This window comes from Flavobacterium xylosi, assembly GCF_042787345.1.
Taxonomy (GTDB): Bacteria; Bacteroidota; Bacteroidia; order Flavobacteriales; family Flavobacteriaceae; genus Flavobacterium; species Flavobacterium xylosi.
This window is the reverse complement of record NZ_JBHZPZ010000026.1, coordinates 20437-33221: the sequence shown is the minus strand read 5'-3', so window position 1 is coordinate 33221 and position 12785 is coordinate 20437. Positions and strand designations below refer to the sequence as shown.

The window sequence follows — 12785 nt, the reverse complement described above, 5'->3', positions numbered from 1 at the left end:
AGCCTATTTTTTAAATCAGAAGTATAGCCAGTGTAAAATTGATTATCTTTTTCACTTAGCAAAACGTAAACATAATAATACATAAGTTCAATTTTTTTATCCAACGGGGTGAACAATTTGATTTTGGTACGAAGCCGAAAGATTATTTTTTAAAATATAGTCGTTATTGTAGATAATCACATCCTCATTATTGATTTCTACAACTGATTTTTCTCGATAGAAAATCAGGAAAGATTTTAAGGCTTCGCTATAGGTAGTTATGGTGCTTTCGCTATAGCGTTTAGAACGAAGCCATTGTTTGAATTTCTCTATTTGAAAAATTCCCTCGGCGGAAGGGAGTGAATTTGCGATGGGTTCTATGTTGAAACGTTCTCTGTTTTCAGTGGTGTCCGGGAGATGCCAAACGGTTTTTTGCTGGCTCCATCGAGCTCCATCTAATTGTTTTATTCTGGAAATCAGGTCTTGATTTTTCTCGAAATAAACGGCAATTCTGCTTTCGTCTTTATGCTTAATGAGTTTTGCTGTCAAGATCATATCGTATTGATTTTGTGATTGAAAGATACTATTTTTTTTACAAATATTATGTTATATTGCAATGGTTCTTGATGTATAGCAGCTTTTTTGCGTGAGGGATAAAAGTGGAAATCCTTTTTCGTCGGTTCGAGTTTCCGCTTTTTAGCGGAAGCATCGAGAACAAGAAAAAGATTGCAACGAATAGCCCGACCTTTTTAGGGCACGCCCGAATTGATTTGCTATATCTTAATTAATTTTTTAAATTATCTAATTATCTAGTTTTCAAATTAACCTATCTTTGCCCGCCGAACAATCGGAAGAAAAACGTTACTATGAAGTTTGATTTATTAAAGAAAGACCCGCTGTCTAAAGCCAGAGCGGGAAGCATTACTACTGATCACGGTGTGATTGAAACACCAATTTTTATGCCTGTAGGTACTGTAGCCTCTGTAAAAGGGGTGCATCAGCGGGAATTGAAAGAAGATATAAACCCGGATATTATCCTGGGAAACACCTACCATTTATATTTGCGTCCGCAAACCGAAATTCTGGAGAAAGCGGGAGGATTGCATAAATTCATGAATTGGGACCGTAATATTTTGACGGATTCTGGTGGTTACCAAGTGTATTCGCTTTCGGCTAACCGAAAAATTAAGGAAGAAGGAGTGAAGTTCAAATCGCATATTGACGGTTCGTACCACTTTTTTACACCAGAGAATGTGATGGAAATTCAACGTACCATAGGTGCTGATATTATCATGGCTTTTGATGAGTGTACGCCATATCCTTGTGATTATAACTATGCAAAGCGCTCTATGAAAATGACGCACCGCTGGTTAGACCGCTGTGTGACCCATTTAGATAAAGTTCCGGTGAAATACGGTTACGACCAAGCTTTTTTTCCTATTGTACAGGGAAGTTGTTATAAGGACTTGCGCCAGCAATCAGCAGAATATATTGCGAATACGAATCAAGTAGGAAACGCCATTGGCGGACTTTCTGTAGGAGAACCGGCTGAGGAAATGTACGCAATGACGGAAATAGTCTGCGAAATTTTGCCCGAAGACAAACCCCGTTACCTGATGGGCGTAGGAACTCCGATAAATATTCTGGAGAATATTGCCCTTGGAATTGATATGTTTGACTGTGTGATGCCTACACGTAACGCCAGAAACGGAATGTTGTTTACGGCGAACGGTACGATTAATATCAAAAATAAAAAATGGGAAGCTGATTTTTCGCCAGTTGACGAAATGGGAATCACCTTTGTAGATACCGAATATACTAAAGCGTATTTGCGTCACCTTTTTGCTGCCAACGAATACTTGGGAAAACAAATTGCTACAATCCATAATCTTGGGTTTTACATGTGGTTGGTTCGTGAGGCTAGAAAACATATCTTAGCGGGCGATTTCAAGCCTTGGAAAGAAATGATGGTGAAGAATATGAACCAAAGGCTGTAAATTTGTTTAAGCGGTTATTCGGTTATTTGTTTAACCGTATTACCGTATTGTAATTTAGGTTTAATTGTTTATTCGTAAATCAAATAACGATTCACCAAATTAACAAATAACCGATTCACCATTTTAACGATTAACCGAATAAACCCTTATGCTAACAATAATTGACAAATACATCCTAAAAAGATATTTAGCCACGTTTTCGGCTATGTTGTTAATGTTTATACCTATAGGAATTGTTATTGATGTTTCGGAGAAGATTAATTTCATGCTGGAGAATAAAGTTCCATTTATTGAAATTGCGATCTACTATTATCATTTCACTATTTATTTTGCAAATTCCTTATTTCCGATCTTTCTGTTTTTATCGATTATTTGGTTTACCTCGAAATTAGCCAATAACACAGAGATTATCGCCATTTTGAGTTCGGGGATTTCGTTTACACGGTTTTTGAGGCCTTTCATAATTGGGGCTACCATTGTTTCTATTTTTGTTTTGTTGATGGGATTTTTTGTTGTTCCTAAATCCAGCGAAGGGTTTAACAATTTTAGATATACCTACCTGAAAACAGGAGGGAAAGAGGCCATGAGAGGTGATAATACGGATGTATTTAGACAAATTAGCGAAACGGAATTTATCTATGTGAATAGCTTTAATCCGTTGTCTAAGATTGCTTTTAATTTTTCATTGGAAAAATTCAAAAACGAGAAATTAGTATACAAAATCACCGCCAGCAGAATACAATGGAATCCAAAGCAGCGCAATTATACAATGTATGATTATACCAAAAGAACGGTGGGGGAATTGAATGATAAAATTGAAAAAGCACCGGAGAAAGTCGCTCGTTTTAGTTTTGATTTAGAAGATTTAACTCCCGTGGTATATATTGCAGAAACCTTGACTTTTGATAAATTAGTCAAATTTATTGACAAAGAAAGAAGTCGCGGTTCCTCTAATATCAATGTCTATCTAGTGGTTTTGTACAAGAAATTCAGCGTACCGGTTTCAGCATTTATTCTAACGATTATCGCGGTTTCCGTTTCGTCCATGAAACGCAGAGGCGGAATGGGAATCAATCTGGCTATAGGAATAGCATTGGCTTTTGCCTTTGTTTTCTTTGATAAAATATTTGGAGTACTGGCGGAGAAATCCAGTATTCCGCCCCTGTTGGCAGTTTGGTTACCAAATATTGGTTTCGGAATATTAGCCGTTTATTTATTACGAAATGCAAAACGATAAATTCAAGAGTTACTTAAACCTCCATTTCATAGTTTTTATTTGGGGCTTTACCGCTATTTTAGGAGCGCTGATCACGATTACTGCCGATGCTTTGGTTTGGTATCGAATGCTTTTTGCCAGTGTTTTTTTATCACTTTTTATTGTATTCAAAAAGAAATCATTTAGAATTCCAATTAAATCTTTTCTGAAATTGATTTTTGTAGGCTTGTTGATCGCCCTGCATTGGATCTTTTTTTTCAAAGCCATTCATGTTTCTAATGTGTCCATTACACTTTCGGTTTTCTCCTTGGGTGCTTTTTTTGCCTCCATACTGGAGCCTATTTTTTATGGTAGAAAAGTACTTTGGTATGAAGTGTTTTTTGGGCTTATTATTATTGCCGGATTGGCATTGATTATGAAAGTTGAAGTTAATTATCTGGAAGGTATGTTATATGCTTTGGCATCCATAATACTGGGTGTTTTGTTTACCCTTATGAATGGGAAATTAATAGAAAATCACGATCCTTCGGTGATCTCCTTTTATGAATTCCTGGCAGGTGTATTTTTTATTACTGTTTACTTTTTATTTCAACAAAAATTCTCTTTGGATTTCTTTGTTTTAACGGTTAATAATTGGATTTTGATTCTGATTTTAGCTTCTATCTGTACCGCTTATGCTTTTACGGCATCTGTAAAAGTCATGCAGAAACTGACGCCATATACCGTAATGCTGACGACCAATTTAGAACCGGTTTATGGAATTGTATTGGCCTATTTCATTCTTGGCGGAAAAGAAAAAATGAGCTTTGAGTTTTACATTGGAGCCATAATAATTGTAATCACCGTAATCCTGAACGGCGTGATTAAACATTATAAAAAGGAGGTTTAAAATCACTTTTTTGCTGTTGCGCTTTTTTTAAAACTGTAAGTGTCAGCAAAATTGTTTCGAGTAAAAAATTATCTGAAGAATTCTCTTTACTTTATTGTGCCAATTTTAACTTTGCTTTGACAAGAAACGTCAAGCTAAATAGCACTATTTCAATATTAAGTAAGACCTTTGCAGTAAAAAATAATACCATTTTTAGTTAGAAATTACTGTAACAAGTTTTAAGCTATAATTAGAATTAAAATGAATTGCCGTTGGTTTTAACCAAAGGAACTGGAGATTTCAATTGATATTATTGGCTTTAGCCAAGATTATAGTACCCATTTTGGCTAAAGCCAATCAAATTTATACATAGCAATCGACTGGTTAAAACCAGCGGCAATTGATAAAAAAACAACACACTGATTTCAAAGATGAAATGGTATAACTTTGATTCTAATAAATCGCAATTTTATATTCCATTAAAAAGCAAATAATACATTGGCATGAAAAAAAATAAAAAAAGAATAGGTTTTTTGTTATTGGTCCTAATTTTATTTTTTGGGGGCAAACAGATTTATGATATGAATATCAATCATAATTTTGAGACAATTACGGAGGGTAAGGTATACAAATCAGGCGTTATTCCGCCGGATGAAATAGAAAGCTACGTTACCAAATATCATATAAAATCGATTGTTGATTTGCGTTTTCCGGGAACAATAGATTTAAAGAATAATCCGGAAATTCCAGCAGAATTAACCGCGGAACAGAATGCCATTGCGAAAATTAAAGGAGTAAACTATTTTAATAACGGTTCAGACCAGGTTCCGAAACAAGAAAACTTAGATCGTTTTTTTAAAATAATGGATAACAAAGCAAATTACCCGGTGTTGATTCATTGCTATCATGGCATAGGCCGCGCCGAAATGTACGCAGCACTTTACAGAATAGAATATGAAAATTTCACAAATGAAGCAGCACGTCAAGGAGTAAGAAAATTAATCAAATTTAGTTCCTTTGATGATGGAACTCCTAAGGGCGAGTATTTAAAATCGTACAAATCAAGAAAACAATTAGAGACTGAAAAGCAATAATTTTATATGACTTTGCGCTAAACGGACCATGATTATTTTTACTGCCATCAACAATAAGATTAAGAGATTATGACTCAATGTTGTCAAAAAAATCTTAAAAAAAATTACGAAATGTCGGTAATACCGCTTTGTATCTATATTTTTTTGTTTTAAAAAACGCTAAACCTAATTGTTAAACAAAACATAGCCAGAATTTCTTAACCTCTTAATCTCATTGTTTAAAATCATGATTTTTTGTTTGATAAATTCAGTATTCAGTGGGGTTTGCAAATTTTTTTGTGATTTTTAATTTTAATAAAGATCTTGAAATGTTTTTTTTTATTAGTAACTGACCTTCACCTAATTTTAGGTTAAAAAAAAATTAAAATCCAATCTTAAATTTTGATTTTAAATCGCACTTCAGTTGCTATAAAGATACTTCCCTTTTAGTATTATAAAGGAATAAAGATAGTTTCTGTGCATTTAAAAAATGATTTTAATATTTTATTAAAGTGCAGTTGGAGACATAAATGAAAAAATACCCTTTTTGAACGATTTAAAATTTTATATTTGCCGTTCGAATTAAAAACAAAAACGTAGAAATCCTATGGAATATTTAGATTTTGAACTTCCAATAAAAGAACTCGAAGATCAGTTAGATAAATGTCTTGTTATTGGTCAAGAATCGGATGTTGATGTAACGAATACTTGCAAGCAAATCAACAAAAAACTAGAAGAAACTAAACGAAAAATTTATAAAAACTTAACAGCTTGGCAACGCGTTCAACTCTCCAGACACCCAAGTCGTCCTTATACAATGGACCACGTACGGGCGCTATGTGGAGAAACGTTCTTGGAACTTTTTGGAGACAGAGGTTTTAAAGATGATAAAGCCATGATTGGTGGTTTAGGAAAAATAGACGGACAATCTTTTATGATTGTAGGTCAACAAAAAGGATTCAATACAAAGACGCGTCAGTTTCGTAATTTCGGAATGGCAAATCCTGAAGGATACCGTAAAGCGTTGCGATTAATGAAAATGGCAGAGAAATTTGGCATTCCAGTTTTAACTTTAATTGATACTCCGGGTGCCTATCCTGGACTTGAAGCGGAAGAACGCGGACAAGGAGAGGCAATTGCAAGAAACATTTTTGAAATGGTTCGTTTAAAGGTGCCAATTATCACCGTTATTGTTGGAGAAGGAGCTTCAGGTGGAGCATTAGGAATAGGAGTCGGAGACCGAGTATATATGATGGAAAACACTTGGTATTCGGTAATTTCCCCTGAATCATGTTCCTCTATTCTTTGGAAAAGCTGGGAGTATAAAGAACAAGCTGCTGAAGCTTTGAAATTAACTTCTGCAGATATGAAAAAACAAAAACTAGTCGATGATATCATCCCGGAGCCATTAGGCGGAGCGCACTACGACAGAGAGACTACTTTCAAAACGGTAGAGCAATATATCATGAAAGGATTCAATGAATTGAAAGACTTATCAACAGAAGAATTAATTGCTCAAAGAATGGATAAATACAGTAAAATGGGCGAATACAAGGAATAAATTCTTACAAACTGAAATTTAATCCGTCTCGTTGACAAACGAGACGGATTTTTTTATGATTATAAACAAAAAATAGTTATTTATGAACAATTATTCGTAATAACTCAATGACAATATTTTTTTAATTTTCGTTACTTTCGCTATATGGAAAACTTCAAAAGCATAAACCCAATAAAGATTGATAAAACAACTATAATAAACCTGGAAAAAGGAAAATTGCAACCTCAAGTTTTAGATTTGGAAGAAGCTGTTCTTGGAGCCATGATGATTGATAAAAAAGGGGTAGATGATGTAATTGATATTTTGCAGCCCGATGCTTTTTACAAAGAGGGACACAAACATATTTTTGAGGCTATTGTTCAGTTGTTTACAGAAACACAGCCTATTGACTTATTAACCGTTTCGGCCCAACTTAAGAAAAACGGAAAATTGGATTTGGCAGGCGGGGATTTTTACTTAATTCAGCTTACGCAAAAGATATCGTCTTCTGCACATATTGAATTTCATTCCAGGATTATCCTTCAGAAATTTATACAACGCAGTTTGATTCGAATTTCAACCGAAATAATTGAAGATTCTTACGATGAAACAACGGATGTTTTTGATTTATTGGATAGAGCTGAATCTAAATTGTATGAAGTAACACAAGGGAACATAAAACGAAGTTCCGAAACAGCACAGAGTTTAGTGCTGCAAGCCAAAAAACGTATTGAGGAAATCGCTGGTCAGGAAGGACTTAGTGGTGTAGCTACTGGTTTTGATAAATTAGACAAAATTACTTCCGGTTGGCAACCAAGTGATTTAATTATTATAGCGGCAAGACCTGCAATGGGTAAGACCGCATTTGTATTATCGATGGCCAGGAATATGGCAATTGATTACAATATGCCAGTTGCCTTATTTTCGCTGGAGATGGCATCGGTGCAGTTAATCACCCGTTTGATTTCTTCGGAAACAGGTTTGTCATCGGAGAAATTGCGTACCGGAAAACTGGAAAAACACGAATGGGAACAATTGAGTACCAAAGTTAAAAATTTAGAAAAAGCACCATTATTTATTGACGATACACCTTCCTTGTCAATTTTTGATTTAAGAGCAAAGGCAAGACGTTTGGTTTCGCAACATGGTATACGAATTATTATTGTTGATTATTTGCAATTGATGACGGCTGGAGGAAACGGAAAAGGCGGAGGAAACAGAGAACAGGAGATTTCTACGATTTCCCGAAATTTAAAAGCATTAGCTAAGGAATTGAATGTTCCTGTTATTGCTCTTTCTCAATTGTCGCGTGCGGTTGAAACCCGTGGATCCAGCAAAAGACCATTACTTTCTGACCTTCGTGAATCAGGAGCGATTGAGCAAGATGCCGATATTGTATCGTTTTTATACCGTCCCGAATATTACAAAATTGACGAGTGGGATGATGATGAAGCTTCGCCAACTGCAGGGCAGGCAGAAATAATGATTGCCAAACACCGTAATGGTAGTATTGAAAATGTTCGTTTGAAGTTTATTGGTCATCTGGGAAAGTTTGATAATTTGGAAGATTACAGTGGTGGTTATGATGATTTGCCATCAAGTATGAATCAAGATGATAATCCTTTTATTACCAAAAATCTGCCTTCGGCTAATGAAGCTTTTGGTAGTAATCTGAACGATGAAGACGACGATAGTGATGTACCGTTTTAGAAATACCATAGAAGCCTACTTTGTAGGCTTTTTTTATGCCATAAAATAAATTTCATTCGTCTTTATAATTTTGGAACTATCCCTTAGGGTTTTGGTAGAAGCTTGTCATTCAAACAAAAGGGGAATCTCCTAAAAGAGTTCTTACTGCTTCTGAATCACAAAAAAAGAGAATGGCTAAAACATAAGTAATCTTTAGTTTGTTAAAATATAAAATAAATAGTAGTTTAGCGTTGAAATCAGAAGTTTAGCACACTTTAAGCTAGATTAAGATATTTGTTAAATAAAAAACAAAAATTATGTCTCAAGAAAACGTAGCAATGAACAGCGAACAAAAAGTGGGGAAAGAAGTAAATAGCATTCCGCTAAAAGAAGCACAAAGATGGGCCAAGCGTTGGTCTAAAAAAGAGGGGGATTACAATAAACACCATAAAGTCAATGCTTTTCTGATTCCAAAAGTTGATTTGCTGGAAGTTTTAAAAGAAGGTGTGGATGCCGTCAGAACATATATTGGTGTGGATGATAATGGTGCTGAAAAACTCATGATAGTGGGGACTAAATTAGATCCGAAAACTGGTATTTATGTTGATATGATAAACGTAGGTATAGGAAATATAGAGGTAGAACAGGATAATATATATGATTTTACAGAGCCTTGCCCGCCAGCAGGTGATCCTGAAAGTCCATTAAATTTCTAGTATAAAATGTGGAGTATATTTGCAAATATTGGTTATGTAATTTTATTACTTAATCTGATTTTATTTTTAAAGGGCGTCCGAAATGAAGGTAAAGCCTATAAAATTTTCACGTGTTATCTAGGTGTGACTTTTGTTGTTCAAATTGTTTCGAAGATAATGATGAAAAATCATATTAATAACTTATTCCTGTCACATTTTTATTTTATCGGTCAGTTTATAGTATTGAGCCTTTTTTATACCAACATTTTAAAAGAAAAATTTCAAAAAAAAGTTGTGAAGTTTGGTTTGTTTTTAGGATTGATAGCATTAGGGATACAATACGCTAATGATGTTTCTTTATTTTTAAAATTCAATCTGTTTGAAATATTTATTACTTCCTTTTTGTTAATACTGTACGCTACTTTTCACTTTTACAATATGTTGAATGAAAAAAAAGAGTTTTATTACATCAATATGGGTGTTTTAATCTATTTGTTCGGAAGTACTATATTGTTTCTGGTAGGGAATCTGACAATTGTTTTAAGTCCGAAAATGAATAAAATTACTTGGATTTTGAATAGCATACTGTACATTGTCTATCAGGTTTTTATTTTGGTAGAATGGAAAAAAAGTTTTTCTAAAAAAAGAGTATTCAATACGGTTTTATGAAAGTCAACACACTGCAGGAAAGTGAAATAATTGAAATCATAGTCTATAGTTTTATCGCTTTTCTTTTGATGGGAGCAGTATTGATCTTGTTTTTTTATTTTTCAAGAAAGAAGATTATTCAGAAAGAATTAGAAAAAAAAGATCTAGAAATTCAATATCAAAAAGAGCTTTTAAGTGCCGTAATTATTACGCAGGAAGAGGAACGCAAACGTATTGCGCAAGACTTGCATGATGATATCAGCTCTAAACTTAATATCGTTTCTTTAAACAGTCATTTGCTGAATACACCTAATTTATCTCAAGAAGAAATTACTGAAATTACTGCAAATATTATTAATCTGACCTCTAAAGCACTAGATAATTCCAGAAAAATCGCACATGGACTTTTGCCACCTGTTTTAGACAAATTTGGACTTCATGCAGGTGTTGAAGAGTTATGTTTAGAATTCAGTAGTTCTAAATTGATTAGTGTAAACTATGAAAGTAAAGTTTCGTTTGATATTTTAGAAAATGACAAACATTTACATGTATTTAGAATTTTGCAAGAGTTGATGAATAATTCACTTCGCCACGGAAAAGCAACCGTGATTTCTATCCTTTTTGAAAACAATAAAGAAGGAAAAATATGTTATTATTCTGATAATGGAATTGGTTTTGATTTGGACAATAATAAAAATCAGAAAGGTCTCGGTATAAAAAATATTGAGAGTAGAGTAGCTTTCTTAAAAGGAATAATTACGATGAATTCCTCTATTAATAATGGAATTTCGGTAGTTTTTAATTTTTAAAGGATGAATGACAAAATCAAAATAATATTGGTAGACGATGAAATACTTTTTAGAAAAGGAATTTCATTTTTGTTGGAACGTGAAAAAAATATGGAGATTATTTTTGAAGCTTCAAATGGGAATGAACTTATTTCTTTTTTGGAGTTAAATAAGAATCATCCTGATATTATTATGATGGATTTGAAAATGCCTGAAATTAATGGAGTAGAAGCTACTAAAATTATTCGTAAAGATTTTCCTGATATTAAAATTATTGCGCTTACAAGTTATGATTCTAAATCTTTTGTTGCCAATATGATTGATGTGGGTGCCGTTTCGTATTTAATGAAAAATGCTACGCCTCAGGATTTATTAACCACCATAAATCAGGTAGCGTTAAAAGGATTTTATTACACCGATTATATTATGGAAATTATTAAGGAAGATGTATTAACAAATATGAAAGTTAAAAGCAACTTTGAAAGTAACTTCCTTACCAAACGGGAAATCGAAGTACTTATACTTATATGTCTTCAAAAGAGTACGGTCGAAATCGCAGAACAACTTTTTATAAGCCCCAGAACAGTTGAAGGTCATCGAAATAATTTGTTACTGAAAACCGAATCCAGAAATATTGCGGGTTTAGTTGTCTATGCGGTTCAAAATGATATTATTTTGGGCATCATCTCCTAAAAGGTGTAAGTAAAATATTTACTCAAAGAAAAGTTGATAACACATTATATAGAAAACTGCAATAAGTACTATTAATAGAAAGATTCCAATGTTTATTGCAAAAATCTTCATATTGAAAGGTTTGGTTTTTTTCTTAAAGTTTATTTCTAAATTTTCCATTGCTGCTTTTGTTTACTACCGAGATGTAAATTTATACACTTGATATAAATTCTCTATGCGTATATTTACGTGTTTTACGTCTAAATAGATTTGTGGTTTTATTTTAAAGTTGTTTTTTTTATCATTTCAATTACTTACTTTCTATCTTTGATAGATAAAATCAATAAACGATGTCGCAGCGAATTATTTATATTTTAGTTATTTTACTTTCTTTTTCTGCAAAAGCCTCTTTTATTTTGTTGCCAATGGATGAAACCACGCAGCAAAATCATCTTAAAGCTTATGGAATCACGTATTGGTGTTTAGAAAAAAATTATAAAGCGAGCTGGTTACTGAATTATCGAGGAGGGTCTTTTTTATTACCCGACGCTCCTGAAATACGTAAAGAATGCCAAATTCGAGGTGTTAGTTTTGAAATTCTTTCAGATAGTGAAGAAGCCTCAATCTTGAATGAAATATCCAGTCCGTCACAAAACATGGAAACGGTTATTTTGGAAAAAGCACCAAAAGTGGCAGTTTACACTCCCAAAGGGAAACAACCTTGGGATGATGCAGTGACTATGGTTTTGACGTACGCGGAAATTCCTTTTACCCCTATTTATGATGAAGAAGTTTTAAGCGATCAGCTGTTACTTTACGATTGGCTGCATTTGCATCATGAAGATTTTACGGGCCAATATGGTAAGTTTTTTGGAGCCTACAGAAATGCGCCTTGGTACATCGAGCAAAAGAAAGAATCCGAGGCTTTGGCTGCAAAATTAGGATATGCAAAAGTCTCCCAGGAAAAGGGGGCTGTTGCCAAAAAAATCAGAGATTTCGTAATTGGTGGAGGATTTATGTTTGCCATGTGTTCTGCAACGGATAGTTTTGATATTGCTTTGGCTGCCGATGGTGTTGATATTTGTGAGACCATGTTTGATGGTGACGCGAGTGATGCGAATTACCAATCGAAGATGAATTATGGGAATACTTTTGTTTTCAAAGATTTTATTTTAGAGAGAAGACCGGAACAATATGAATTTTCAGATATTGATATGACTTTGAAAAGACGAATTCCAATGGAGAAGGATTATTTTACTTTGATGGAATTTTCAGCAAAATGGGATCCTATTCCCAGTATGTTATGCCAAAATCATACACAACTGGTAAAAGGTTTTATGGGTCAAACGACTTCTTTTGACACCGCACTTATTAAATCTAATGTATTGGTTATGGGAACCTGTGAATTGAATGGTGAAGCGCGTTACATTCATGGAGAAAAAGGCAAAGGAATGTATACGTTTTATGGAGGCCATGATCCCGAAGATTTTCAGCATCAAGTTGGAGACCCACCTACTGTTTTGGATTTACATCCCAATTCTCCAGGATATCGTTTGATTTTGAATAATGTTTTATTTCCTGCAGCGAGGAAGAAAAAACTAAAAACTTAATACCTAAAAA

Annotated in this window: 12 protein-coding genes; 11 read left to right on the top strand and 1 reads right to left on the bottom strand. The window is 33.8% G+C overall.

Annotated features, from left to right (window positions below):
* Positions 1–96: 96 nt before the first annotated feature.
* A complete protein-coding gene (locus ACFX5E_RS15600; protein ID WP_379856089.1) occupies positions 97–534 on the bottom strand; it encodes a phage integrase N-terminal SAM-like domain-containing protein in 438 nt (145 codons plus the stop codon).
* A 311-nt stretch (positions 535–845) separates the two neighbouring features.
* On the opposite strand from ACFX5E_RS15600, the gene tgt reads away from it, so the two are divergent.
* The 11 genes from tgt to ACFX5E_RS15545 all read left to right on the top strand — a co-directional run bounded on the left by tgt (position 846) and on the right by ACFX5E_RS15545 (position 12775).
* A complete protein-coding gene (gene tgt, locus ACFX5E_RS15595; protein WP_379856088.1) occupies positions 846–1976 on the top strand; it encodes a tRNA guanosine(34) transglycosylase Tgt in 1131 nt (376 codons plus the stop codon).
* A 148-nt stretch (positions 1977–2124) separates the two neighbouring features.
* Positions 2125–3213, top strand: a complete 1089-nt coding sequence (locus ACFX5E_RS15590; protein ID WP_379856087.1) for an LptF/LptG family permease — start codon at positions 2125–2127, stop codon at positions 3211–3213.
* Complete coding sequence (locus ACFX5E_RS15585; protein WP_379856086.1) at positions 3200–4081, top strand: DMT family transporter; 882 nt, start codon at positions 3200–3202, stop codon at positions 4079–4081. The genes ACFX5E_RS15590 and ACFX5E_RS15585 overlap by 14 nt, the downstream gene beginning before the upstream one ends.
* A gap of 560 nt (positions 4082–4641) precedes the next feature.
* A complete protein-coding gene (locus ACFX5E_RS15580; RefSeq protein ID WP_379856085.1) occupies positions 4642–5154 on the top strand; it encodes a dual specificity protein phosphatase family protein in 513 nt (170 codons plus the stop codon).
* A 586-nt stretch (positions 5155–5740) separates the two neighbouring features.
* Positions 5741–6694, top strand: a complete 954-nt coding sequence (locus ACFX5E_RS15575; protein ID WP_379856084.1) for an acetyl-CoA carboxylase carboxyltransferase subunit alpha — start codon at positions 5741–5743, stop codon at positions 6692–6694.
* A 144-nt stretch (positions 6695–6838) separates the two neighbouring features.
* Positions 6839–8383 (top strand): replicative DNA helicase, encoded by a 1545-nt coding sequence (gene dnaB, locus ACFX5E_RS15570; protein ID WP_379856083.1) that lies wholly within the window; start codon positions 6839–6841, stop codon positions 8381–8383.
* Positions 8384–8679: 296 nt separating this feature from the next.
* Entirely contained in the window at positions 8680–9078 is a 399-nt protein-coding gene (locus ACFX5E_RS15565; RefSeq protein ID WP_379856082.1) for a hypothetical protein, read from the top strand.
* A gap of 6 nt (positions 9079–9084) precedes the next feature.
* Entirely contained in the window at positions 9085–9726 is a 642-nt protein-coding gene (locus ACFX5E_RS15560) for a hypothetical protein (RefSeq protein WP_379856081.1), read from the top strand.
* A complete protein-coding gene (locus tag ACFX5E_RS15555) occupies positions 9723–10514 on the top strand; it encodes a sensor histidine kinase (protein WP_379856080.1) in 792 nt (263 codons plus the stop codon). The genes ACFX5E_RS15560 and ACFX5E_RS15555 overlap by 4 nt, the downstream gene beginning before the upstream one ends.
* A gap of 3 nt (positions 10515–10517) precedes the next feature.
* Positions 10518–11186: a response regulator gene (locus ACFX5E_RS15550; RefSeq protein ID WP_379856079.1), complete on the top strand. Its 669-nt coding sequence runs from the start codon at positions 10518–10520 to the stop codon at positions 11184–11186.
* A 329-nt stretch (positions 11187–11515) separates the two neighbouring features.
* The gene (locus ACFX5E_RS15545; RefSeq protein ID WP_379856078.1) at positions 11516–12775 is read left to right on the top strand and encodes an asparagine synthetase B; all 1260 of its coding nucleotides are present in this window, start codon (positions 11516–11518) and stop codon (positions 12773–12775) included.
* Positions 12776–12785 lie beyond the last annotated feature (10 nt).